The sequence below is a fragment of the Pseudomonas sp. FG43 genome (assembly GCF_057809175.1).
Genome location: NZ_JBMDJL010000005.1, coordinates 162,303 through 185,346 on the forward strand (window position 1 = coordinate 162,303; position 23,044 = coordinate 185,346).

At 59.0% G+C, this 23,044-nt stretch carries 22 protein-coding genes; 19 read left to right on the forward strand and 3 right to left on the reverse strand.

The features are described from left to right. Window positions 1-10: 10 nt before the first annotated feature. The 16 genes from ACODS3_RS08245 to ACODS3_RS08320 are packed head-to-tail and all read left to right on the forward strand — an operon-like array spanning window position 11 to window position 15,881. Window positions 11-1,699 (forward strand): acyl-CoA synthetase family protein, encoded by a 1,689-nt coding sequence (locus ACODS3_RS08245; protein ID WP_201018372.1) that lies wholly within the window; start codon window positions 11-13, stop codon window positions 1,697-1,699. Then, on the forward strand, window positions 1,692-2,426 hold the full coding sequence (locus tag ACODS3_RS08250) for a glycosyltransferase family 2 protein (RefSeq protein WP_201018295.1): 735 nt from the start codon (window positions 1,692-1,694) through the stop codon (window positions 2,424-2,426). Before ACODS3_RS08245 ends, ACODS3_RS08250 begins: the two co-directional genes overlap by 8 nt. After that, window positions 2,423-3,367 carry a lysophospholipid acyltransferase family protein gene (locus tag ACODS3_RS08255; RefSeq protein WP_201018296.1) on the forward strand — a complete coding sequence of 315 codons (945 nt, stop codon included), beginning with the start codon at window positions 2,423-2,425 and terminating at the stop codon, window positions 3,365-3,367. Before ACODS3_RS08250 ends, ACODS3_RS08255 begins: the two co-directional genes overlap by 4 nt. Continuing rightward, entirely contained in the window at window positions 3,348-4,895 is a 1,548-nt protein-coding gene (locus tag ACODS3_RS08260; RefSeq protein WP_201018297.1) for an HAL/PAL/TAL family ammonia-lyase, read from the forward strand. Before ACODS3_RS08255 ends, ACODS3_RS08260 begins: the two co-directional genes overlap by 20 nt. Continuing rightward, complete coding sequence (locus ACODS3_RS08265) at window positions 4,885-5,310, forward strand: acyl-CoA thioesterase (protein WP_201018298.1); 426 nt, start codon at window positions 4,885-4,887, stop codon at window positions 5,308-5,310. The genes ACODS3_RS08260 and ACODS3_RS08265 overlap by 11 nt, the downstream gene beginning before the upstream one ends. Beyond that, on the forward strand, window positions 5,307-5,918 hold the full coding sequence (locus ACODS3_RS08270; protein ID WP_201018299.1) for an outer membrane lipoprotein carrier protein LolA: 612 nt from the start codon (window positions 5,307-5,309) through the stop codon (window positions 5,916-5,918). Before ACODS3_RS08265 ends, ACODS3_RS08270 begins: the two co-directional genes overlap by 4 nt. Continuing rightward, window positions 5,902-8,223, forward strand: a complete 2,322-nt coding sequence (locus ACODS3_RS08275) for an MMPL family transporter (protein WP_201018300.1) — start codon at window positions 5,902-5,904, stop codon at window positions 8,221-8,223. Before ACODS3_RS08270 ends, ACODS3_RS08275 begins: the two co-directional genes overlap by 17 nt. Continuing rightward, a complete protein-coding gene (locus ACODS3_RS08280) occupies window positions 8,220-9,392 on the forward strand; it encodes a cation:proton antiporter (protein ID WP_201018301.1) in 1,173 nt (390 codons plus the stop codon). The genes ACODS3_RS08275 and ACODS3_RS08280 overlap by 4 nt, the downstream gene beginning before the upstream one ends. Next, window positions 9,379-10,626 (forward strand): NAD(P)/FAD-dependent oxidoreductase, encoded by a 1,248-nt coding sequence (locus ACODS3_RS08285; protein ID WP_201018302.1) that lies wholly within the window; start codon window positions 9,379-9,381, stop codon window positions 10,624-10,626. Before ACODS3_RS08280 ends, ACODS3_RS08285 begins: the two co-directional genes overlap by 14 nt. Beyond that, the gene (locus ACODS3_RS08290) at window positions 10,623-11,357 is read left to right on the forward strand and encodes a class I SAM-dependent methyltransferase (protein ID WP_201018303.1); all 735 of its coding nucleotides are present in this window, start codon (window positions 10,623-10,625) and stop codon (window positions 11,355-11,357) included. The genes ACODS3_RS08285 and ACODS3_RS08290 overlap by 4 nt, the downstream gene beginning before the upstream one ends. Then, window positions 11,354-11,836: a hypothetical protein gene (locus ACODS3_RS08295; RefSeq protein ID WP_201018304.1), complete on the forward strand. Its 483-nt coding sequence runs from the start codon at window positions 11,354-11,356 to the stop codon at window positions 11,834-11,836. Before ACODS3_RS08290 ends, ACODS3_RS08295 begins: the two co-directional genes overlap by 4 nt. Continuing rightward, window positions 11,833-13,029, forward strand: a complete 1,197-nt coding sequence (locus ACODS3_RS08300) for a beta-ketoacyl-[acyl-carrier-protein] synthase family protein (RefSeq protein ID WP_201018305.1) — start codon at window positions 11,833-11,835, stop codon at window positions 13,027-13,029. The genes ACODS3_RS08295 and ACODS3_RS08300 overlap by 4 nt, the downstream gene beginning before the upstream one ends. Next, window positions 13,026-13,481 carry a hotdog family protein gene (locus tag ACODS3_RS08305; RefSeq protein ID WP_201018306.1) on the forward strand — a complete coding sequence of 152 codons (456 nt, stop codon included), beginning with the start codon at window positions 13,026-13,028 and terminating at the stop codon, window positions 13,479-13,481. The genes ACODS3_RS08300 and ACODS3_RS08305 overlap by 4 nt, the downstream gene beginning before the upstream one ends. Next, window positions 13,478-14,206: a 3-oxoacyl-ACP reductase FabG gene (fabG, locus tag ACODS3_RS08310; protein ID WP_201018307.1), complete on the forward strand. Its 729-nt coding sequence runs from the start codon at window positions 13,478-13,480 to the stop codon at window positions 14,204-14,206. The genes ACODS3_RS08305 and fabG overlap by 4 nt, the downstream gene beginning before the upstream one ends. Beyond that, on the forward strand, window positions 14,206-15,432 hold the full coding sequence (locus ACODS3_RS08315) for a beta-ketoacyl-ACP synthase (protein ID WP_201018308.1): 1,227 nt from the start codon (window positions 14,206-14,208) through the stop codon (window positions 15,430-15,432). Before fabG ends, ACODS3_RS08315 begins: the two co-directional genes overlap by 1 nt. 26 nt (window positions 15,433-15,458) lie before the next feature. After that, complete coding sequence (locus ACODS3_RS08320; RefSeq protein ID WP_489033970.1) at window positions 15,459-15,881, forward strand: hypothetical protein; 423 nt, start codon at window positions 15,459-15,461, stop codon at window positions 15,879-15,881. A 76-nt stretch (window positions 15,882-15,957) separates the two neighbouring features. Here the strand turns inward: ACODS3_RS08320 and ACODS3_RS08325 are convergent, their stop codons facing one another. Beyond that, window positions 15,958-16,842 carry a LysR family transcriptional regulator gene (locus ACODS3_RS08325; protein ID WP_201018310.1) on the reverse strand — a complete coding sequence of 295 codons (885 nt, stop codon included), beginning with the start codon at window positions 16,840-16,842 and terminating at the stop codon, window positions 15,958-15,960. A gap of 117 nt (window positions 16,843-16,959) precedes the next feature. On the opposite strand from ACODS3_RS08325, the gene ACODS3_RS08330 reads away from it, so the two are divergent. From ACODS3_RS08330 to ACODS3_RS08340, 3 genes are all read left to right on the forward strand, one after another. Then, a complete protein-coding gene (locus ACODS3_RS08330; protein ID WP_201018311.1) occupies window positions 16,960-18,213 on the forward strand; it encodes an MFS transporter in 1,254 nt (417 codons plus the stop codon). 77 nt (window positions 18,214-18,290) lie between these two features. Further along, the gene (locus ACODS3_RS08335) at window positions 18,291-19,559 is read left to right on the forward strand and encodes an AAA family ATPase (protein ID WP_489033971.1); all 1,269 of its coding nucleotides are present in this window, start codon (window positions 18,291-18,293) and stop codon (window positions 19,557-19,559) included. Next, a complete protein-coding gene (locus ACODS3_RS08340) occupies window positions 19,556-20,197 on the forward strand; it encodes a retron system putative HNH endonuclease (RefSeq protein ID WP_201018313.1) in 642 nt (213 codons plus the stop codon). Before ACODS3_RS08335 ends, ACODS3_RS08340 begins: the two co-directional genes overlap by 4 nt. A gap of 70 nt (window positions 20,198-20,267) precedes the next feature. Here ACODS3_RS08340 and hemE read toward each other — a convergent pair whose 3' ends face one another. Both hemE and ACODS3_RS08350 read right to left on the reverse strand, forming a co-directional pair. After that, the gene (gene hemE / locus ACODS3_RS08345) at window positions 20,268-21,332 is read right to left on the reverse strand and encodes a uroporphyrinogen decarboxylase (protein WP_489033972.1); all 1,065 of its coding nucleotides are present in this window, start codon (window positions 21,330-21,332) and stop codon (window positions 20,268-20,270) included. A gap of 183 nt (window positions 21,333-21,515) precedes the next feature. Then, window positions 21,516-22,934, reverse strand: a complete 1,419-nt coding sequence (locus tag ACODS3_RS08350) for an FAD-dependent oxidoreductase (protein WP_025258141.1) — start codon at window positions 22,932-22,934, stop codon at window positions 21,516-21,518. Between the last annotated feature and the right edge of the window lie 110 nt (window positions 22,935-23,044).

Below are 23,044 nucleotides of genomic sequence, written 5' to 3' on the forward strand. Positions count from 1 at the left end.
AATGGATCGCATGAACTGGTTAAACCTCGAAAATCTGCTGCTTGAGCCCTCAAAGGATCGGCTGCTGACGCAAGAGCCCGCCCTGAACCACGCACAATTCTGTGAACAGGCATTGCGTCTGGCTGCCGGGCTTCAGGCCCGGAACATCAAACGCCTGGCAGTACACCTTGAGGACGCAGGCGAACTGGCCGTTGCGCTGTTCGGTGCCTGGCGCGCAGATGTAGAGGTATTGCTGCCCGCCGACCTGCAAGGTCAGACCCGCCAACGCTGGGTGAAGCATGTAGACATGTGGCTGACCGATCAGGCTGGCGACACAAAACCAGGCGAATTACAGGACGCAACACCGCTTGCCCCCATGGCGCTGGACCTGGACGAGTGCCGCCTGGACCTTTGTACCTCGGGCTCAAGTGGTGAACCCAAGCTGATCGAAAAGCGCCTGCGACAACTGGCCAATGAAGTCGAAGCACTGGAGCAGCTTTGGGGCGCGGAACTGGGCTCAGCCTGCATCATCGGCAGCGTGGCGTCTCAACATATCTACGGTTTGTTGTTTCGCGTGCTGTGGCCTTTGTGTGCAGCCCGACCGTTCGTTCGCAAACAACTGCCTTTCCCGGAAGACCTGCAACGTGCCAGCCGGGAATATCCGGCATTCGCCTGGGTCGCCAGCCCGGCACTGCTCAAACGAATGGGCGACAACCTGGACTGGGCCAGCCTGAGCGCCGTACGCCGAGTGTTTTCATCCGGCGGGTCGCTACCAACAGATGCAGCACAAGGTCTGCATCAACGTCTGGGGAAATGGCCCACCGAGATTCTCGGCAGCTCAGAAACCGGTGGGATCGCCTGGCGTCAGGGCGAAGACCTCTGGCAAACGTTCGACGGCGTGCAGTTGAGCCAGAACAAAGACGGTGCCCTGTGCATTCGTTCGCCCTATATGCCGCCCGATCATCTCGAACAGACTGCCGATGCTGCTCGCATTGACGAAAATGGCCGTTTCGAGCTGCTGGGACGTCTGGACCGCATCGTCAAGCTTGAAGAAAAACGCATCTCCCTGCCGCTTCTGGAAGAAGCACTGTTGAGCCATGAGTGGATCAACGAGGCACGCCTGGGAGTCATCCAGGAAAGCCGGGCATCGCTGGGCGCCCTGATTGTGCTGAGCCAAACCGGGATGCACGCGCTGCGCAACCAGGGCCGCCGAGCACTGACGCAAGCCCTTCGTCAACATTTGAGCCCACACTGCGAAGCCATCGCTCTTCCGCGCCGCTGGCGCCTGCTGCGACAACTGCCGTTCAACGCCCAAGGCAAGCTCCCGCAGACGCAAATCCAGGCATTGCTCATGGCCCAGCGCCCCAGGCAGCCAGAATTGCTGGAACAACAAACCGTCGATACCGAATTGCATCTGCACCTTCTGGTACCGCCGGATCTGGCTTATTTCAGCGGGCACTTCCCTAGAATCCCGGTGCTGCCCGGCGTGGTGCAAGTCGAGTGGGCGATGCATCTTGGCCAACAACTGTTGGCTGTTCCGCCTGTATTTGCAGGCATTGAAGTGCTCAAGTTCCAGCAACTGGTTCGCCCGGGCGACCAGCTCAAGCTGACCCTGCGCTTCGATGCCGAACGCTCCAAGCTCTATTTCGCTTTCACCAATACCGACGACGCCCCCTGCTCCAGCGGGAGAATTCTCTTGAAGGCCAGCCAGGATGCATAACCCCTGCGCTGTTATTCCGGTCTTCGACCATGAACTGGCCGTGCCCGATGTCGTCAAGGCACTGCGCGCAGCCGGTCTGCCGTGCGTTCTGGTCGACGATGCCAGCAGCCCGAGTTGTGCTGCGGTTCTGCAATCTCTGGCTGAAAACGATCAGGTCTTTCTGGTGTCCCTGTCGGTCAATCAGGGCAAAGGCGGCGCGGTCATGGCCGGGCTTCGGGAAGCCTCACGACTGGGTTTCAGCCATGCGTTGCAAGTCGATGCCGATGGCCAGCATGACCTGAGCGATGTCGCGGTGTTTCTGGACAACTCGCGCCTCCACCCGGAAGCCATCATCTGCGGCTATCCCGAGTATGACGCCAGTGTGCCGAAAGGCCGACTGTATGCACGCTACCTGACCCATGTGTGGGTCTGGATCAATAGCCTGTCATTGCAGATTCGCGATTCGATGTGTGGCTTTCGGGTCTATCCTTTGCCGCCTGTACTGAAACTGATCGATTCCGTGCAAGTCGGCAAACGCATGGACTTCGACCCGGAAATCCTGGTGCGCCTGTCATGGCGCAAGCAACCGATGTACTGGCTGCCGACTCGGGTGCATTACCCGCAGGACGGGCTTTCTCACTTCCGTCTGTTCCATGACAACGCCTTGATTTCCAAAATGCACACCAAGCTGTTCTTCGGCATGCTGATGCGCCTGCCTCTGATCCTCTGGCGGCGGTTGAGGCCATGAGCGAAAACCCGCAGAAGCAGCACTGGGCCAACCACGAAGAACGTGGCAGCTTCCTGCTGATGAAACTCACCGCCTGGGGCGTGCGTGTGCTGGGGCGGCGCGTGCTCAGCCCGGTCTTGTACGGCATCGTTCTGTATTTCTTTCTGTTTGGCCGCCGGGCTCGCCGCAGTATCCGGGAATACCAGCAACGGCTGGCGGACTGGAGCGGCAAGCCGGAACTGCGCCCTACCCAATGGCGGGTTTTCGGGCAGTTCATGGCCTTTGCCGATGCCTTGCTGGACAAGCTTGATGTCTGGAACGGCAAGCTTGGGATCGAGCAGATTGAAATCATCGACCCCGCGCATCTGCGCGATCAGTTGCGAGGCGAACGCGGCCAGTTACTGGTCGGCGCCCATCTGGGCAACCTTGAGGTCTGCCGTGCGCTGGCCGAGCTGGGCGAAAAGGTCACCATGAATGTGCTGGTCCACACCAAGCACGCCGAGCGCTTCAATCGACTGCTGGGGCAGGCCGGCGCAACCAACCTGCGCCTCATACAGGTCAGCGAGCTGGACCCGGCAATCATGCTGCAACTGAGCCAGCGCCTGGACGAAGGCGAATGGCTGGCCATTGCCGGGGATCGCGTCACCCTGCATGGCGGACGCAACGTGCAGGCTGACTTCCTCGGGCAACCGGCCAGTTTCCCCCAAGGCCCATGGTTGCTGGCCGGGCTGCTCAAATGCCCGGTCAATCTGTTTTTCTGCCTGAAAGGCCCGAAAGGTTATCGAGTGATTCTCGAACCCTTCACCGACGCCGTTCAATGGCGCCGCAGCGACCGCGCAGAAGTTATTGCCCATTGGGCCAGCCGGTATGCCGAACGCCTTGGGCACTATTGCCTTGAGGCTCCACAGCAGTGGTTCAATTTCTATCCTTTCTGGAAGTCCGATGACGAATCAAGCTCCTGACACAGTCACGTTTGGCGAACGCGCGCTGCGTATCGAGGACGTTCTGGCCCTTGCCAATCGCCAGGCACCTACGGCCCTGCAAGACGACAGCGCCTTTCGGGAGCGCATCGCCAAAGGCGCGCAGTTCCTTGATTCCCTGCTGGACAAGGAAGGTGTGATTTACGGCGTCACCACCGGCTACGGTGACTCCTGCGTGGTCGCCGTGCCGTTGCAACATGTCGAAGCCCTGCCCCGTCATTTGTACACCTTCCATGGCTGTGGCCTGGGCAGGCTTCTGGATGCACAAGCCACCCGCGCCGTACTGGCAGCACGCTTGCAGTCGCTGTGCCATGGGGTTTCCGGCGTGCGTGTCGAGTTGCTGGAGCGCCTGCAAGCCTTCATCGAACACGACGTATTGCCGCTGATCCCGGAAGAAGGTTCGGTGGGGGCCAGCGGTGACCTGACGCCCCTGTCCTATGTGGCAGCCACCTTGTCCGGCGAACGTGAAGTGATGTTCCGTGGCGAGCGACGTCAGGCCAGCGATGTGCATCGCGAACTGGGTTGGCAACCCCTCAGACTCAGACCCAAGGAAGCACTGGCACTCATGAACGGTACAGCCGTCATGACCGGTCTGGCTTGCCTGGCTTTCGCCCGCGCCGACTACCTGCTGCAACTGGCAACCCGTATCACGGCCCTGAATGTCGTGGCGCTGCAAGGCAACCCGGAGCATTTCGACGAGCGCCTGTTCGCCGCCAAACCTCATCCGGGCCAGACACAAGTCGCCGCCTGGCTGCGTCAGGATCTGGCCATCGATGCGCCCACCGCGCCGCTGCATCGCCTGCAGGATCGCTACTCGCTGCGTTGCGCGCCCCATGTGCTGGGCGTGCTGGCCGACAGCCTGAACTGGTTGCGCTCGTTCATCGAAACCGAGCTCAACAGTGCCAACGACAATCCGATCATCGATGCAGAAGCCGAGCGTGTTCTGCATGGCGGGCACTTCTACGGCGGGCATATCGCCTTTGCCATGGACAGCCTGAAAACCCTGGTTGCCAACGTCGCCGACCTGCTGGACCGGCAACTGGCCTTGTTGGTGGACACTCGCTACAACCACGGCCTGCCGAGCAACCTGTCCGGCGCCAGCAGTGAACGGGCCATGCTCAATCATGGCTTCAAGGCCGTACAGATCGGTGCCAGCGCCTGGACCGCCGAAGCCCTGAAAAACACCATGCCCGCCAGCGTGTTCTCGCGCTCGACCGAATGCCATAACCAGGACAAGGTCAGCATGGGCACGATTGCTGCCAGGGATGCCATTCGGGTACTGGAACTGACCGAGCAAGTCGCCGCCGCTACGCTGATCGCCGCCAATCAAGGGGTCTGGCTGCGCAGCCAGGCAGATGACGCACGTGCATTGCCACCGGCCCTGGCAGCCATGCACGAACAACTGGCACGTGACTTCCCGCCGGTCATCGAAGACCGAGCGCTGGAAGCCGAGCTGCGCCTGTGCCTGAAGCACATCGCCAACCGCCACTGGAGGTTACATGCGCAGTAAGGGTTTCATTCACGTCGACACTGAAGTGTTGGTGCCATTTTTCGATGTCGACATGATGAACATCGTCTGGCACGGCCACTACGTCAAATACCTGGAAATCGCTCGCTGTGCGTTGCTGGACCATATCGGCCACAACTACGCCCACATGCTTGAATCCGGTTATGGCTGGCCCGTGATCGACCTGCAATTGCGCTACATGCGTGGTGCCGTATTCGGTCAGAAACTGATCGTGCGCGCCAGTCTGGTGGAGTGGGAAAACCGTCTGAAGATCAACTACCTGATCACCGATGCAGTCACCGGGGAGCGCATGACACGCGCCAGTACCGTGCAGGTCGCCGTGCATGTGGAAAGCCGCGAGATGCAACTGGCTTCACCTCAGGTCTTTATCGACGCCATTCAAAAGGCCCTGCCATGAACCGTGCTATGCGGGCGTTGTGCCTGCTCGGTCTGATGTGCCTGCCGTCACTGGCTCTGGCGTTCGATCTACAGCAACTGAGCGATCAGTTGGCCAAACCTGTCGTGGTACAAGGCAACTTCGTTCAGGAAAAACACCTGCGCGCACTGCCGAACCCCTTGCTCAGCAAAGGCCGCTTCGTCCTGTCCAGAGAATTCGGCTTGCTCTGGCTGCTGGAGACGCCACTGAAACAGGATTACCGCATCACGACTGCCGGTATCGCTCGCCGTGAAACGCCGGGCAGCGGCCCATGGAAACTCCTGCCGGGCAAAAGCGCAGGAGCCGAGCAGAACCGTCTTTTTCTCGCCGTATTGCAAGGCGACAGCAGCGGCCTGCAACGGGACTTCGAGCTGCAATTGAAAGGCGATGCACAGGCCTGGCACCTCACACTCATCCCGCGCTCGCTGCTGCTGCAACAAGTGTTCAAGCAGATCAATATCGACGGTGGTGAACTGGTGCAACGCATCGAACTACTGGAAACCCAAGGCGACAGCACGGTCCTGAAAATGCTCGACAGCAGCAGCTCCCAGGCCTTGACCGATGTGCAGCGCAATGACTTCGTCAACTGAGCGCCTGCTGCCGCGCCTGTTCCTGCTGATTCTGGCGGGCGTTCTGGCCCTGGCCGGGTGGCAGTGGCATGACCGCTCGCCGCTGTCGGCCAACCTCATGGAGCTGGTCCCCGGCACCAACACCGATGCATTGGTATTGCGTGCCGAACAGCGTATGCAGGAACCGCTCAATCGGGAAATGCTGGTACTGGTCGGGCATGCCGATAGCCAGCAGGCCATCGAACTCGCTCGTCGATTAAGCGAACAATGGCAAGCCAGCGGGCTGTTCGAGAAAGTGCAGTGGACTCTGCAAGCGGATCTGCCTGCCTTGCGCAATCAACTGTTGCAGGGCCGGTTGGCAATGTTGCCAGACACAGACCGTAACCAGTTGATCAACGATCCACAGGCATTCATCGAGCAGCGCGTACAAAGCCTGTTCGATCCATTTGCCGGTTTCAGCCTGGTATCGGGCCAGGACGACTGGCTGGGCCTGACTGGACGAATTCAGAACGGGCTGCCGAAACAAGGCTCGGTCCAGCCGGATCTTGCCAGCGGCGCATTGATTGCGGTGGCCGATGACAAAAGCTGGGTATTGCTGCGCTCACGCACTCGCAGCGATGCATTCGACATGCACCTGCCCACTCAGGTCGCAAGCCTGTTGGACACTGCTCGCGAGCAGGCAAAACAGGCCGATGGCCAGCTACTCGCAGCCAGCGGCCTGTTGTATGCCGCCAATGGCCAGAAGCAAGCCAGCCGGGAGATTACCTGGGTAGGTGGCGGTGCCACGCTGGGCATTCTGTTACTGCTGTTGCTGGCTTTCCGTCGCTGGAAAGTACTTCTGGCATTCGTGCCAGTGCTGGTAGGCATGCTGTTCGGTGCCGTGGCCTGTGTGGCGTTCTTCGGCAGCATGCATGTGATGACGCTGGTGCTTGGCTCCAGCCTGATCGGCGTCGCCGTGGACTACCCGCTGCATTATCTGTCCAAGAGCTGGAGCCTGAAGCCATGGCGCAGTTGGCCTGCCTTGCGCCTCACATTACCCGGCCTGAGCCTGAGCCTGATCACCAGTTGCATTGGTTATCTGGCCCTGGCCTGGACACCCTTTCCGGCCTTGACACAAATCGCCGTGTTCTCGGCAGCCGGTCTGATCGGGGCCTATCTCACAGCGGTCTGCCTGTTGCCTGCGTTGCTCGCCAAGGTCGAAATACGGCCGGCGCAATGGCCTCTTGCTCTGGCACAGCACATGCTCGATTGCCGCGCAGCCTTGTTACGGCGCGTGAGTACACCTGTCCTGCTGGCGGCGCTGATGGCGTTCTGTGCAACGGGGCTTTGGCAACTGACCACCCGCAACGACATCCGCCAATGGGTCTCGGCTCCTCAGGCATTAACGGACGAAGCCCAGGCCATTGCGCGCATCACCGGCTACCAGCCCACCAGCCAGTTCTTTCTTGTTCGCGGCAAGGACGAGCAGCAATTGCTGGACCGACAATCAGACCTCATGCAACGGCTCGATCAGTTGGTCAATGTGGGCAAGTTGCAGGGGTACATGGCGCTCAATCAACTGGTTGCATCGCCTGCCGATCAAGAGGCCACACGTAACGCACTCTCCAGGCTGGAGCCGCTTTGGCAGCCTCTGGTTCAACTGGGCGTTCCGGCCAGCGCCTTGCAAACCGAACTGAGTCGACTGCAAACGCTGCCGACACAAGATATCGACCTCGCGCTGACAGGCCCGCTCAGCGAGCCCTGGCGTACGCTCTGGCTTGGCCATAACGATGATGGCGTGGCTGCCATCGTGAGTTTGCGAGGGCTGAACAACCCCGCTCTGTTACGGGTTCAGGCGCAAGGGCTGGAAGGTGTACAACTCGTGGATCGTCTGGGCGAGCTCAATAGCGTATTCGCTGCCACCCAGATCAGCGCTGCCGAGCTGAAGCTGCTGTCCTGCGTCTTGATCGTCCTGTTGTTGATCGTGCCATTCGGCCTGAACGGTGCCTTGCGCATTGTCGCCCTGCCCTTGCTGGCGGCCCTGTGCAGCCTGGCAAGTCTGGGCTGGCTCGGTCAGCCGCTGACTCTCTTCAGCCTGTTCGGCCTGCTGCTGGTTACGGCGATCAGTGTCGATTACGCCATTCTCATGCGCGAACAGATTGGTGGCGCCGCCGTCAGTCTGCTGGGCACTCTGCTGGCGGCTATCACCACCTGGCTCTCGTTCGGCCTGCTGGCGATATCCAGCACACCGGCAATCAGCAATTTCGGACTGTCCGTCAGCCTTGGGCTGGCTTTCAGTTTCATCCTTGCGCCCTGGGCAAGTCCGAAGAAGGAGCATCGCTCGTGATGATCCTTCTGTTCTGGCTGATGGCGCTATTGGCCTTTGCCCTGGCAACCTGGGCGGGTCAGCGACTGGGCCTGATTCCTATCGTCAGCCAGTTGCTGCTGGCAACCTTTGGCTTGCCGCTGTTGATGTTGTTCTGGATAGAGCCGCACTGGCAACTGAGCGGCGCGCAACTGGTATCGCCGGTATGGCTCAAGACCTTGTACGGCCTGGCCTTCGCGATAGTCCTGGGGCATATCCTCAGTGATGTCATCGACGCCAGACTGGACCGGCACAGCCTGAAAGTGGCAATACCAAGCTTTCTGGTGCCCTTCCTGACAGGTCTGGCCTGTGCGCTATGGCTGTTGCCGGATCAGTCCTGGCTCAGTTCGCTGGCGATTGGGCTGGTGTTCGCCATCACCGCGATCCCGGTGCTTTATCTCTACCTGCAACACATCGGCTACCCGCCCCAGGCGACACGCCGTCTGGTACAAACCGCGATCCTTATCGATCTGGCCTGCTGGAGCCTGTTCGCCCTGGGCCAGGGCAGCCTGAAACCCGCCAGCCTGTTACTGCCGTTGCTGGGAGCCTGCATTCCCTTGCTGTTTCGCCTGCTGGGCCTGCGCCAGCCGTTGCTCTATAGCGTGACCTTCTTCGCGCTGCTGGTGGTAGCAGAACATTACAAACTCAACGCGCTGATCTTTGGCATTGGCTATCTGCTGTGCATGTCACGCCTGGGGCAAACCTGGACGCTGCCGTTGTCTGCAACCGTGTTCAAGCGTTTGCAGAACCAGTTGGCAATCCCGTTGCTGCTGATCTTCGGCATTGTGCAAATCAATATCCACAGCGCCATGAGCACCTTGAGCTGGCTGCAACTGGGCGCGCTGATCGTCGTGCCCATCGTCAGCAAGATGCTGGGAAACTGGATCGGCCTGCGCTGGGCTCCGCCCTCTTTTGCAGGTGCAAGCCGCTGGCGCGAAAGCGTACTGCTGAATATCCGCGGGCTGAGCGAGATCGTTTTTCTCAACCTTCTGCTGCAACAGCAACTCATCAGCCCGGCGCTGTATTTCGCGCTGATGCTGATGAGCCTGCTGGCGACCCTCATGCCCGCACTGGCTGGCATGGGGCGTAAGCCATTGCCGTCTTCCCTTACAACCGACCAACCGATAAGGAACTCTTGTGCCCATCACTGATATGGAAAACCGGCAGGTTGTCGTCATTGGTGCCGGCCCTGCCGGTGCTATCGCCGCCGCTTTGCTCAAACGCAAGGGCCATGACGTTCTGATCATCGAACGCCAGTTGTTTCCACGCTTCTCCATTGGTGAAAGCCTGCTCTCCCATTGCCTGGACTTCGTTGAAGAAGCCGGAATGCTCGAAGCGGTCGAAGCGGCCGGTTTCCAGAAGAAAAACGGTGCTGCCTTTGCTTTCGGTGAGCAATACAGCGATTTCGATTTCGGTGACACATTCAGCAACGGCAAACCCACGACCTTTCAAGTGCAGCGCGCCGAATTCGACAAGCTGCTGGCCGATCAGGCAGCGCTGCAAGGCGTCGAAATCCGCTATCTACAGGAAATCATCAACGTCGACTTCAGCGGCCCGCAACCGACGCTGAACGTTCGTCGTGAAGACGGCAGCGAATACAGCGTGCGGGCTCTGTTCGTGCTCGATGCCAGCGGCTATGGTCGCGTACTGCCGCGCCTGCTCGACCTTGAAGCACCGTCTGGCTTCCCGGTACGCCAAGCCGTATTCACCCACATCGAAGACCATATCGAAAGCCCGCCCTTCGACCGCGAAAAGATCCTGATCAGCATTCACCCTGAGCACCGGGATGTCTGGTTCTGGTCGATTCCGTTCAGCAATGGCCGCTGCTCCCTGGGCGTGGTGGCTTCGGCTGAACGCTTCAAGGACAAACCGCAGGACCTGGACGCCTGCCTGCAAGCATTCGTCGATGAAACGCCACAACTCAAGAATGTGCTGAAAAATGCCGTCTGGGATACTCCGGCACGGACCATTGGCGGCTACTCGGCTAACGTCAAAACCCTGCACGGCCCAGGCTTCGCACTGCTGGGCAACGCGGCGGAATTTCTCGACCCGGTGTTCTCGTCCGGCGTGACCATTGCCATGCGCTCGGCAAGCATGGCCGCAAACCTGTTGAGCCGGCAGTTGCAAGGCGAAAGCGTGGACTGGGAAACCGGGTTCGCCATCCCGCTCAAACGCGGCGTCGACACCTTCCGCGCCTATGTCGAAGGTTGGTATGACAACAGTTTCCAGGACGTCATTTTCTACCCCCACAGCACCCCTGAAATCCGCCGCATGATCAGCGCAATCCTGGCTGGCTATGCCTGGGACGAACACAATCCCTTTGTCAGCGAGTCCAAACGTCGGTTACGGATGCTGGCCGAGTTCTGTTCGAGTAAAGCTTCATGAACCAGCCATTTCTGAGCGACAGCTATGTAGAAGAAACCCGTTTCGGTTTCTGGTTCCTGCGCAGCCACACCTGGCAACATCACGTCCTGCGGGTTGCCATCAATGATTTGCGCACGCTGTTCAATGACCAGCCGCCTGAAGCACCGGTGCTACTCGATGCCGGTTGCGGGCAAGGCAAGTCATTCCAGTACCTGCGTCAGGTATTCGCACCTTCACGCTTGCTGGGCGTGGACGCCGACCCTCACAGTCTGGACATGAGCCATGCAGAGGCTCGCCGCCAGGGCATCGATATCGAGTTGATCGGCAGTGATTGCGCCGCTCTGCAACTGCCGGATGCCAGCGTCGACATGCTGTTCTGCCACCAGACCTTTCATCATCTGGTCGAGCAGGAAAAATCCATTGCCGAGTTCTATCGCGTGCTGAAGCCGGGCGGTTATCTACTGTTCGCCGAGTCCACCGAGGCCTATATCGATACCTGGGTGATCCGCTGGCTGTTTCGCCACCCGATGCATGTGCAGAAAAGCGCTGAGCAGTATCTGGAGATGATTCGCGGCCAGGGTTTCGAGTTTGAAGCGAAAAATGTCTCGTATCCCTATCTGTGGTGGAGCCGCTCCAGGGATTTCGGCTTGCTGGAGCGCTTGAAGCTGCGCAAACCCAAACCGTTCGGGCAGCGCGAAGAAACCCTGGTCAATGTCGTGGCCCGCAAGCCGCTGAACGGCGAGACGTCATGATCCGCGTATGGTTTTTCGTGCTTCTGCTGCTCGGCGGCTGCGCCAGCCAGGCACCGCTGCCCGCAGTCATGCCGGAGTTGCAGTTGCCGATGCAACTGCACATTCAGCGTGAACAGGCCGATCAGCGCCAGGACTGGCTGCTGATCATCCAGCGTGAACAGGCAGGGCTGCGCTGGTCCCTGATGGACCCGCTGGGCATTCCACAAGCGCGCCAGCTGTTGATTGAGGGCAAGTGGCAGGCCGATGGTCTGCTGCCCCCGAACCCTGAGGCGCGTGAGCTGTTCGCGGCACTGCTCTTTGCCATGACGCCGCACGAAAATCTGCCCATCAGTTATCCTGCTGCGCAAAGCCAACAGATGCAGCGCCGCCTCGATGACCGCTGGCGGGTCGACTATCGCTCTGCCAATGTCTTTACGCTGAAGCTCAAGGAAGGGCTGAGTTATGAAATCACCCCCTTGAATGTCGAGACGCCACAATGACTGCCTACCTCAATGCCATGGGGCTGATCTGTGCCTTGGGCAATGGTCCTGAAGAGGTATCGCGCAAGCTGTTTGCCGCCGACAGCTGCGGGATGGTTGCAGAAAGCGGTTGGGTGCCTGATCGGGTATTGCCCGTCGGTGCGATCAAAGATGCACTGGCTCCCATCCCGGCGTCATTAAGCTCACAGGGCAGCCGCAACAATCAGTTGCTGCTGACTGCCGCGCTGCAGATCGAAGACGATATTCGCCAGGCCATCGAACGCTATGGTGCCGAGCGTATCGGGGTAATTCTGGGCACCAGCACTTCAGGCATCGACGAAGCCAGTAGCAGCATGGCAACCTGGTTACGCGACCAGAGCTTTCCCGAGCATTACGACTATCAGCAGCAGGAACTGGGGGCGCCAGCGACCTTTCTGGCGTCCTGGTTACAATTGCGCGGCCCGGCCTACGTGATTTCCACCGCCTGTACATCCAGCGCACGCGCCTTGCTCAGCGCACGGCGGGCTTTGGACATGGGTCTGTGCGATGCCGTTCTGTGTGGTGGCGTGGACAGCCTCTGCAAGCTGACGCTCAACGGCTTTTCGGCACTGGAAGCCGTATCACAACGACGCTGCAATCCCTTTTCCATCAACCGCGACGGCATCAATATCGGCGAAGCGGCAGTCCTGTTTCTCATGACCCGTGAAGCCAGCGGCACACACTCGATTGCCCTGCTTGGTGCCGGCGCCAGTTGCGACGCTCACCACATCTCCGCGCCCGAACCCAGCGGTCGTGGGGCCCGGGAAGCCATGCAACAGGCACTGGACAATGCACAACTCGTTGCGCAGCAAATCGGTTATCTGAACCTGCACGGCACAGCGACCCAGCACAATGACGCCATGGAAAGCCTGGCCGTGCATGCGGTATTCCCCGACGGCGTTCCCTGCTCCTCGACCAAACCGCTCAGCGGCCATACCCTCGGTGCCGCCGGAGCCCTGGAAATAGCGTTCTGCTGGCTCACACTGGCACCGCAGAACAGCGAACACGCCTTGCCTCCGCATCTGTGGGACGGCCAGGCCGATCCATTGTTGCCTGCGTTGCAATGGACATTGCCCGGAGCGCATCTGTCGCCCACTGACTCTCGCTACCTGATGAGCAATTCCTTTGCCTTCGGCGGTAACAACATCAGCCTGATTATCGGAGATGCCCCATGATCGATTGGCCGCTCGCCGAGTTGATCCCCCATGCTGCCGACATGATCCTTATCGATCAGGTCTTGAGCTTTGACGAAGAACAGATCCAGACACGAGTAACCGTGCGCCCCGATGGCTTGTTCAGCCAGCCGGACGGCAGCCTTCCTGCCTGGGTCGGCGTAGAGCTGATGGCCCAGAGTGTTGCGGCCTATGCCGGTTGTCAGGCCCGTCTGCAGGGCGAACCCGTCCAGTTGGGCTTCCTGCTCGGCAGCCGGAAGTTCGAATGCAATGTCGGGCATTTCCCGGCAGGCAGCGAACTGGAGATCCATGCAACACGCTCATTGCAGGACGAAAGCGGCATGGGTGTCTTTGAATGCAACCTGACCGGCCCGGACATCCAGGCCTTTGCCCGCCTTAGCGTCTATTGCCCACCCAATGCTGCCCAATACCTGACCGAAGGAGCCCTGGCATGACTGAATCGATACTGGTCACCGGCTCCAGCCGTGGAATAGGCCGCGCCATTGCATTGCGTCTGGCCCAGGCCGGATATGACCTGGTCCTGCATTGCCGCAGCGGTCGCAGTGAAGCCGAAGCCGTACAGGCAGAAATCATCGCGCTGGGTCGTCAGGCCCGCGTTCTGCAATTCGATGTTTCCGATCGTGCCGCCTGCAAGGCAATTCTCGAACAGGATGTTGAAACCCATGGCGCCTATTATGGCGTGGTGCTCAACGCTGGCCTGACTCGCGATGGCGCCTTTCCGGCTCTCAGCGAAGAAGACTGGGATCAGGTACTGCGCACCAACCTCGACGGTTTCTACAACGTGCTGCACCCGGTCATGATGCCGATGATTCGCCGTCGTGCCGCAGGCCGGATTGTGTGCATCACTTCGGTTTCCGGCCTGATCGGCAATCGCGGACAAGTCAATTACAGCGCATCCAAGGCAGGCCTGATCGGCGCAGCCAAGGCTCTGGCCATCGAGCTTGGCAAACGCAAGATCACCGTCAACTGCGTCGCGCCGGGCCTGATCGATACAGCCATGCTGGACGAAAACGTTCCGGTGGACGAACTGATGAAAATGATCCCGGCCCAGCGCATGGGCACGCCTGAAGAGGTTGCAGGCGCGGTGAACTTCCTGATGTCCGCAGAGGCCGCTTACATCACTCGCCAGGTCCTGGCCGTCAACGGAGGCTTGTGCTGATGAAGCGCGTTGTCGTTACCGGCATGTCCGGCATTACTTCACTGGGCAGCGACTGGGCCAGCATCGAAGCCAACTTTACTGCCAATCGCAGTGGCATCCGGCGCATGGGCGAGTGGGATCGTTTCCCCGAACTCAATACCCGACTGGCCGGGCCTGTCGATGACTTCGCGGTCCCCGAACACTGGACACGCAAGCAGTTGCGCAGCATGGGGCGGGTATCGCGTCTGGCGGTGAGCGCATCGGAAAAAGCCCTGATCGATGCAGGATTACTGAACGACCCGATCATTCGCGACGGGCGCATGGGCACCGCATGTGGCTCATCCACGGGCAGCACCGACGATATAAAAGCGTTCGGCAACATGCTGCTCAACTCCGTGGCAGAGGGGCTGAACGCCAACTCCTATGTGCGGATGATGCCCCACACCACAGCCGCCAATATAAGCATCTTCTTCGGCCTGACCGGACGTTTGATCCCGACATCCAGTGCCTGCACCAGCGGCAGCCAGGGCATCGGCTATGCCTATGAGGCGATCAAGTTCGGGCGCTTGCCGCTGATGCTGGCGGGTGGCGCGGAGGAACTGTGCCCCACCGAAGCTATGGTCTTTGATGCGCTGTACGCCACCAGCCTGAAAAACGACGCACCACACACCAGTCCAAGGCCTTACGACAGCGGCCGCGACGGGCTGGTGATTGGTGAAGGCGCCGGCATGATGGTGCTCGAAGAGCTTGAGCATGCGCTGGCCCGAGGCGCACATATCCATGCCGAAATCGTCGGTTTCGGCAGCAATGCCGATGGTGCCCACAGCACACGCCCGGAGCAGATCACCATGCGTCGCGCCATGGAGTTGGCTCTGGAGGACGCCAACCTGCCACCCGAGGCTGTCGGCTACGTCAACGGCCATGGCACTGCGACCGAACAGGGCGATATCGCCGAAACCCTGGCGACCAGCAGCCTCTTTGGCCCGCGCATGCCGATCAGCTCGCAGAAGAGCTTTTTCGGTCACACGCTCGGAGCCTGTGGGGCTCTGGAATCATGGTTCAGCATCGAAATGCTCAAACGCGACCGTTACATCCACACGCTCAACCTCGACAGCATCGACCCTCAATGTGGCGAACTGGATTACCTGATCGGCGAACCCCGGCAGATGAGCAACGAGTATGTGATGAACAACAACTTTGCGTTTGGCGGGGTCAATACTTCGCTGATCTTCCGCCGCTGGCACTAAACCGATCTACCTACGGAGTAAAGGGAATGAATCTGATCCACCGCATCGTCGCCTTGATGGCCTTGGCCTTGCTGCTCGGGGGCTGTACCAGCAAGCCGGTGTACAACGCCAAGGAAAACTTCGCCAGCGAGATGGGTTTCAGCAACGAGCAGATGAGCCGTGCAATCGTTACTGCACTCAATGACCTCCAATGGGTCGTGCAATCGGTCAAACCGGGGATGATCAAGGCCGCTATCACCGTGCGGGGCCGTCATCATGCCGAAGTCGATATTCCGTACACCCCGACCTCGTTTGAAATCGACTACCGCAGCAGTACCGGCCTGGATTACAAGGACGGCCAGATCCACCGTAACTACAACCGCTGGATCAACCTGCTGCGTGAAAGAATCCTCAAGGAGCTGTCGATCAATCCAGGCATCCAGGACTTCAATGCGGGGCATCGTCAATGACGACGTGATGATCTGGCGCAGGATGAACGCAAATCCTTGTGGGAGGGGGCTTGCCCGCGACGGGGCAAGACGGTATCTACCGGCCAGTCACCAGTTCAAAGAACGCCTTGGCCATTGGTGACTGTTCATCCTTTCTCTGTACCAGCCACACCGCGCTGGTTGCCGCCGGGTCCAGCAAGGTTCTATAGACCACGCCTTCGATGCGCATTCGCTGATAGGGAGCGGGCAGAACCGTTACACCCAGACCGGCTGCCACCAGCCCGATGATGGTCATTACCTCTCCAGCCTCCTGGGTAATCAAGGGGCTGAAACCGGCTTCTCGCGCCAGCTCCAGTATCTGAGCGTACAAACCGCTGCCGTAAGTACGAGGGAAAAACACGAACGGCTCGGCAGCCAGCTCCGACATATAAAGCCCCTGCTCGCTGCCCGCGGCCAAAGGATGGTCTGAACGCATGATCGCTACCAGCGGTTCACGCAGCAGCTCGAAAGACACCAATGAATCCGGCAAGGCAAGCGGACGCATGATGCCGACCTGTATCGACTTGTCCTCCAGTTGCTCGGACACATCCTTGCTGGTCATTTCCTTCAAGGCCAGGTGTACAGCCGGGTAGGTCTGGCGAAAGGCAAAGATCGCCTGCGGGATGCTGGACGTAAAAGGTGCAGAGGCCGTGAAACCGATTTTCAACTCCCCAAGCTCACCCAGTTGCGCCCGGCGCGCCACATCGGCGGCCTTGTCGACCTGCGCCAGCACGCCACGAGCCTCTTCGAGAAACAGCCGCCCGGCCTCGCTCAGTTGCACCCGTCGGTTGGTGCGATCGAACAGGCGCGCGCCAAGCTCCTGCTCCAGCGTCTGAATCTGTTGGCTCAGCGGTGGCTGGGAAATACCCAGCACTTGAGCGGCACGTCCGAAATGCAGCTCTTCGGCAACCGCGATGAAGTAACGCAAATGGCGCAATTCCATGCGGCCTCCGATCAAGTCGTTTTACATATCAAACAGGTCGAACAATATATTGGATTGAATGATTTCAGCGCTATATGCTTTTTTCATTACATGCCTGCCGCACCCCCGAGGTCCATCGTGAACCCTGCCGCTGCCCCGCTCTCCACTGAACAACAGCCCACAGCTGCCGCAGGCGACAGCTATATCGAAAAGAACACACCGGCGTTCACAAGAACGGTGCTGGCACTGTTCGCTGGTGGATTCGCAACCTTCGCCCTGTTGTATTGCGTGCAACCGATGATGCCGCTGTTGTCCCAGGAGTTCTCGATCAATGCAGCGCAAAGCAGCCTGATCCTGTCGGTTGCGACGGCGATGCTCGCCATTGGCCTGTTGATCACCGGACCGATTTCCGACCGGCTGGGACGCAAGCCAGTGATGGTGCTGGCGCTGTTCTGCGCAGCAATCTCGACCATTGCCAGCGCCCTGATGCCCAGCTGGGAAGGCGTACTCATCACCCGCGCTCTGGTCGGCCTGTCGCTCAGCGGGCTGGCGGCGGTGGCGATGACCTACCTCAGCGAGGAAATCCACCCGATGCACCTTGGCCTGGCCATGGGGCTTTATATCGGCGGCAGCGCGGTCGGCGGCATGAGCGGACGGCTGATTACCGGGGTGATGATCGATTACGTAAGCTGGCATACCGCGATGCTGGTGGTCGGCGGTATGGCACTGATTGCAGCAGCTGTGTTCTGGAGAATCCTGCCCGAGTCCCGCAACTTCCAGCCCCGCTCGCTGCATCCGCGCAGCCTGCTGGACGGCTTCGTCGTGCAATTTCGCGATGCCGGGCTGCCGTTGCTGTTTCTGCTCGCCTTTCTGCTGATGGGCGCGTTCGTCACCCTCTTCAACTACATCGGCTATCGCCTGCTGACCGAACCCTACAACCTGAGCCAGGCGGTGGTGGGCGTGTTCTCGGTGGTTTACCTGTCGGGTATCTACAGCTCCGCACAGATCGGCGCACTGGGCGACAGACTGGGGCGGCGCAAAGTGCTGTGGGCAGTGATCGTCATGATGCTGATCGGCCTGGCCCTGACCCTGTTCACCCCGCTGGCAGTCATCATTGTCGGTGTCTTGATCTTCACCTTCGGCTTCTTCGGCGCTCATTCGCTCGCCAGCAGTTGGGTCGGGCGCAGAGCCGTCAAAGCCAGAGGCCAGGCCACTTCGCTGTATCTGTTCTGCTATTACGCCGGCTCAAGCGTGGCCGGAACCGGCGGTGGCGTGTTCTGGCATTACGCAGGCTGGAATGGCATCGGGCTGTTTATTGGCACACTGCTGCTGATCGCACTGGGCGTAGCCTTGCGGCTGTCGAGGTTGCAGCCGCTGGCGGCAAAGGTCTAGACACAGACTGAACGCTGGCAGACACGGCAAGCCAAGGTACACTGGCGCATCTGCCAGACTTGGTAAAGGAAACCAGCATGCGCCTCGACCATCTCCACCTACAGAATTTTCGTTGTTACGAAGATGCCCGCTTTGACTTCCAGCCGGGGTTCAACCTGGTGGTTGGGGTCAATGGGAGTGGGAAGACGTCGTTGTTGCAAGGGGTGGCGGTGTCTCTTGTGCCGTTTGGCAACTCGATGGGATGTGACGAAAAGAACTTACCTGCCGAAGATGTTCGCTTCGCTATTGATAAATACGAAGGGCGAAGCCGGTTTGAACGCAAACTTCCTGTTTTCATAAAAGCCGAGGGTGATATTTTTGGCCTTCCGGACTGGGGAGCGATAAAGCTGGCTGATATCTGGGAAGCAGGTATCAACCCATCATTCCTGACGCATATGGAAGAAGTACATGCCAAGTGGAATGCGGGTGAGCGTATCGATCTACCGGTACTGGCTTTTTATCGCGCCAATCGCCGGTGGAAAAGCGCCAACGTATCGGCAGAGTTTTCGGCACAACAGAAAATATCCCGTTTCGATGGCTACCTGAACTGGTTTGACGCCGTAGCCGATCTACGCGACTTTGAAAGCTGGTTGATTGCCAGAACCCTCGAACGTCTTCAGGACCGGTTGGACTCGCACTCTAACAGCGAACCCGATGATGAACTCAAGTGGGTGAACCAGGCGATACGGCTTGCACTTCCGGATGCGCTCGACCTCAGATATGACTTGAGGCTGCAAAGTCTGGTAGTAGATATGGGGCCGGGCAAGACCGTCCCGTTCCAAGATCTGAGTGATGGGCAGCGCAGTTTGATTGCTCTGATAGCCGATATTGCGCGCCGGATGTGCATCCTTAATCCACAGATGGGTAAAGATGTTCTGGAGAACACCAATGGCATCGTGATTATCGATGAATTGGATATACATCTTCACCCAGCCTGGCAGCGCAATATTGCCCCTACGCTCAAAAAAGCGTTCCCGAAAGTGCAATTCATTGCCACCAGCCATTCCCCCCAAGTCATCGGCAGCCTGCAACCAGAAGAAGTCATTCTGCTGCATAACGGCGACAGCTCTCATCCAAGAGTGACCTATGGGCTGGACTCCAGCAGCATCCTGGCGGAGGTCATGGGCGTAGAGCAGCGCCTGCCTGAGATCGAAGAGCTACTCAACGAGATGTTTACCTCTCTGGAAAACAACGAACTCGAAAAGGCCAGGCAACAACTCAAGGCACTAAAGAAAAAAGCACCCGACCTACCCGAGTATGCGGGTGCTGAAGCGTTGCTCAGGCGCAAGGAGATCATTGGTCGATGAAGCGTGTAGTCAAAGGAACTGAACCTGCTTCGTTTACCCAATGGAAGGCCAGCGCAAACGAGGATTGGACACCCACTTACCCAATCCTGCAAAACCCGCAAAAACGGGATTTGCATAACAGCTTGCTGGAAGAGCAAAACTTCTTTTGCTGTTACTGCGGCACAGAGATAGGCCTCGATAGCAGCCACATCGAACATTTCAGGCCACAAGAGGATTACGGCCCTCTGGCCCTGGAATATAAAAATCTCCATGCATCCTGCCTGCGAGAAACCAAGCCGGGAAACCCGCTGCACTGCGGCCATCACAAGAGCAACTGGTTCGATGAAAACCTGCACATCGCACCAACAGATAAAAACTGTGAGCAACGTTTCCGTTACCTGCTGACGGGCGTAATTCAGGAAGCACACGTCACAGACCTGGCAGCGGCAAAAATGATCGAGAAACTTGCCCTTGATATCGCTTACCTGAACCAACGACGGCAGGCAGCCATAAGAAAAGTCTTCGATGACCAGTTCCTGGATGATGTCAGCGATATGGAGCTACAGAAAATCGTTAGCGCACTACGCTCGGCAACCAATGACAAACAGATAGCTTTCGATCATGTGATTGCACGTTATGCAGAGCAATTGCTGCCGTAATAACGAACCGCATGCCTGCACATGAAAACGCCCGGCAAAAACCGGGCGTTTTCATGACCGCAATAACGAATTACTGGTGATACTGCGCCGAAAGCTCATGTACGGCTTCAATAAAGGCGCCCGCATTGGCCGGGTCGACTTCAGGGGTGATGCCGTGGCCGAGGTTGAAGACGTGGCCGGTGCCGCTGCCGTAACTAGCCAGAATGCGGGCCACTTCCTGACGGATGGCTTCAGGGCGTGCATAGAGGACGGTCGGGTCCATGTTGCCTTGCAGCGCAACCTTGTTACCGACGCGCTGACGGGCTTCGCCAAGGTCGCAGGTCCAGTCCAGGCCCAGTGCATCGGCGCCGGCATCGGCGATACTTTCCAGCCACAGACCGCCACCCTTGGTGAACAGAATGACCGGAACCTTGCGGCCGTCGTGCTCGCGAATCAGGCCACTGACGATCTTGCGCATATAGGCCAGCGAGAACTCCTGATAAGCCGCTGCGGACAGACTGCCACCCCAGCTATCGAAGATCTGCACTGCCTGAGCGCCCGCCAGGATCTGGCCATTGAGGTACGAAGTCACCGACTGCGCCAGCTTGTCGAGCAGCAGGTGCATGGCCTGTGGGTTCTCGTAGAGCATGGCCTTGGATTTGCGGAAGTCTTTCGAGGAGCCGCCTTCGACCATATAAGTGGCCAGCGTCCATGGGCTGCCAGAGAAACCGATCAGCGGGACGCGACCATTAAGCTCGCGACGGATGGTGCTGACCGCATTCATCACATAGCCCAGGTCTTGCTGTGCATCGGGAATCGGCAGGGCTTCGATGTCGGCCAGAGTGCTGACAGTTTTCTTGAAGCGTGGGCCTTCGCCCGTCTCGAAATACAGGCCCAGGCCCATTGCATCGGGAACGGTGAGGATATCGGAGAACAGGATCGCAGCATCCAGCGGGTAACGATCCAGAGGCTGCAACGTGACCTCACAAGCGAATTCGGCGTTCTTGCACAAGCTCATGAAATCCCCCGCCCTGGCGCGGCTGGCGCGGTATTCAGGCAAGTAGCGACCGGCCTGACGCATCATCCAGACAGGCGTGACGTCTACGGGTTGCTTGAGTAGGGCACGAAGGAAACGGTCGTTCTTCAGGGCAGTCATGTCGGCATCCGCAAAAAAAGTGCGGGCATTTTCTCAGAGCTCGACACAAAAGGCACGGCAAGAGCCGTTTCTTTTCTCTATTGGGGTGATCAGCTTTAAGCTGCAAGCTTTAAGCGGCAAGCTAGAAGCAGAAAAGCCTGCCTTTGCTTACCGCTTGTAGCTTACAACTTGAAGCTGCCGCCATCAGACGCCCAGATAATCCAGAATCCCTTCAGCCGCGTTGCGGCCTTCAAAGATTGCGGTGACCACGAGGTCGGAGCCGCGCACCATGTCGCCGCCTGCGAAGATTTTCGGGTTGCTGGTCTGGTGCTTGAATTTCGCCTGTTCCGGGGCAATAACGCGGCCCTGGCTGTCGGTGTTGATGCCGAACTGCTCGAACCATGGCGCCGGGCTTGGACGGAAACCGAAAGCGATGACCACGGCATCTGCCGGGATGATTTCTTCGGAGCCCGGAATCGGCTCAGGGCTGCGGCGACCGCGGGCGTCAGGCTCGCCAAGGCGAGTCTCGACCACTTTCACACCTTCAACCTTGCCTTCGCCAACAATGGCAATTGGCTGGCGGTTGTAGAGGAACTTCACGCCCTCTTCCTTGGCGTTCTTAACTTCCTTGCGCGAGCCCGGCATGTTTTCTTCGTCGCGACGATAGGCGCAAGTTACCGACTTGGCACCCTGACGGATCGACGTACGGTTACAGTCCATCGCGGTGTCACCACCGCCCAGCACCACAACTTTCTTGCCTTTCATGTCGACGAAATCTTCAGGCGACTTCTCGAAGCCCAGATTGCGGTTGACGTTGGCAATCAGGAAGTCGAGCGCATCGTGTACGCCCGGCAGCTCTTCGCCGGCAAAACCGCCCTTCATGTAGGTGTAGGTTCCCATGCCCATGAACACGGCATCGAACTCTTCAAGCAGTTGATCGACGGTGACGTCCTTGCCGACTTCGGTATTGAGGCGGAACTCGATACCCATGCCGGTGAACACTTCACGGCGATTGCTCAACACGCTTTTCTCAAGCTTGAACTCGGGAATACCGAAGGTCAGCAGACCGCCGATTTCCGGGTTCTTGTCGAAGACCACCGGCGTCACGCCGCCACGTACCAGAACATCGGCACAACCCAGGCCAGCCGGGCCTGCGCCGATGATCGCGACGCGCTTGCCGGTCGGCACGACGCGGGACATGTCCGGACGCCAGCCCATGGCGAACGCCGTGTCGGTGATGTACTTCTCGACCGAACCGATGGTCACGGCACCAAAACCGTCATTGAGGGTGCAGGCACCCTCGCACAGACGGTCTTGCGGACATACGCGGCCGCAGACTTCCGGCAGGGTATTGGTCTGGTGAGACAGCTCGGCGGCCGCCAGGATATTGCCTTCGGATACAAGCTTCAGCCAGTTGGGGATGAAGTTGTGTACCGGGCACTTCCACTCGCAATACGGATTACCGCAACCCAGGCAACGGTGAGCCTGATCGGCCGACTGCTGGGGTTTGAAAGGTTCGTAGATCTCCACGAACTCTTTCTTGCGCTGGCGCAGCAGCTTCTTCTTCGGATCTTTACGCCCGACATCGATGAACTGGAAGTCGTTACTGAGACGTTCAGCCATACTCTGGAACCTCTACACGGCAGCCTCAAGCTACAAGCCTGAAGCTGCAAGAATCATGATCGCAGGCAATTCGCGCACTGCTGTTAACTTGCGGCTTGAAACTTGCCGCT

What these genes read in the sequence shown, in the direction of transcription:
- ACODS3_RS08245 (WP_201018372.1), top strand. Translation starts at nt 11, where the DNA reads ATGAACTGGTTAAACCTCGAAAATCTGCTGCTTGAGCCCTCAAAGGAT.
- ACODS3_RS08250 (WP_201018295.1), top strand. Translation starts at nt 1,692, where the DNA reads ATGCATAACCCCTGCGCTGTTATTCCGGTCTTCGACCATGAACTGGCC.
- ACODS3_RS08255 (WP_201018296.1), top strand. Translation starts at nt 2,423, where the DNA reads ATGAGCGAAAACCCGCAGAAGCAGCACTGGGCCAACCACGAAGAACGT.
- ACODS3_RS08260 (WP_201018297.1), top strand. Translation starts at nt 3,348, where the DNA reads ATGACGAATCAAGCTCCTGACACAGTCACGTTTGGCGAACGCGCGCTG.
- ACODS3_RS08265 (WP_201018298.1), top strand. Translation starts at nt 4,885, where the DNA reads ATGCGCAGTAAGGGTTTCATTCACGTCGACACTGAAGTGTTGGTGCCA.
- ACODS3_RS08270 (WP_201018299.1), top strand. Translation starts at nt 5,307, where the DNA reads ATGAACCGTGCTATGCGGGCGTTGTGCCTGCTCGGTCTGATGTGCCTG.
- ACODS3_RS08275 (WP_201018300.1), top strand. Translation starts at nt 5,902, where the DNA reads ATGACTTCGTCAACTGAGCGCCTGCTGCCGCGCCTGTTCCTGCTGATT.
- ACODS3_RS08290 (WP_201018303.1), top strand. Translation starts at nt 10,623, where the DNA reads ATGAACCAGCCATTTCTGAGCGACAGCTATGTAGAAGAAACCCGTTTC.
- ACODS3_RS08295 (WP_201018304.1), top strand. Translation starts at nt 11,354, where the DNA reads ATGATCCGCGTATGGTTTTTCGTGCTTCTGCTGCTCGGCGGCTGCGCC.
- ACODS3_RS08300 (WP_201018305.1), top strand. Translation starts at nt 11,833, where the DNA reads ATGACTGCCTACCTCAATGCCATGGGGCTGATCTGTGCCTTGGGCAAT.
- ACODS3_RS08305 (WP_201018306.1), top strand. Translation starts at nt 13,026, where the DNA reads ATGATCGATTGGCCGCTCGCCGAGTTGATCCCCCATGCTGCCGACATG.
- fabG (WP_201018307.1), top strand. Translation starts at nt 13,478, where the DNA reads ATGACTGAATCGATACTGGTCACCGGCTCCAGCCGTGGAATAGGCCGC.
- ACODS3_RS08315 (WP_201018308.1), top strand. Translation starts at nt 14,206, where the DNA reads ATGAAGCGCGTTGTCGTTACCGGCATGTCCGGCATTACTTCACTGGGC.
- ACODS3_RS08320 (WP_489033970.1), top strand. Translation starts at nt 15,459, where the DNA reads ATGAATCTGATCCACCGCATCGTCGCCTTGATGGCCTTGGCCTTGCTG.
- ACODS3_RS08325 (WP_201018310.1), bottom strand. Translation starts at nt 16,842, where the DNA reads ATGGAATTGCGCCATTTGCGTTACTTCATCGCGGTTGCCGAAGAGCTG.
- ACODS3_RS08335 (WP_489033971.1), top strand. Translation starts at nt 18,291, where the DNA reads ATGCGCCTCGACCATCTCCACCTACAGAATTTTCGTTGTTACGAAGAT.
- ACODS3_RS08340 (WP_201018313.1), top strand. Translation starts at nt 19,556, where the DNA reads ATGAAGCGTGTAGTCAAAGGAACTGAACCTGCTTCGTTTACCCAATGG.
- hemE (WP_489033972.1), bottom strand. Translation starts at nt 21,332, where the DNA reads ATGACTGCCCTGAAGAACGACCGTTTCCTTCGTGCCCTACTCAAGCAA.
- ACODS3_RS08350 (WP_025258141.1), bottom strand. Translation starts at nt 22,934, where the DNA reads ATGGCTGAACGTCTCAGTAACGACTTCCAGTTCATCGATGTCGGGCGT.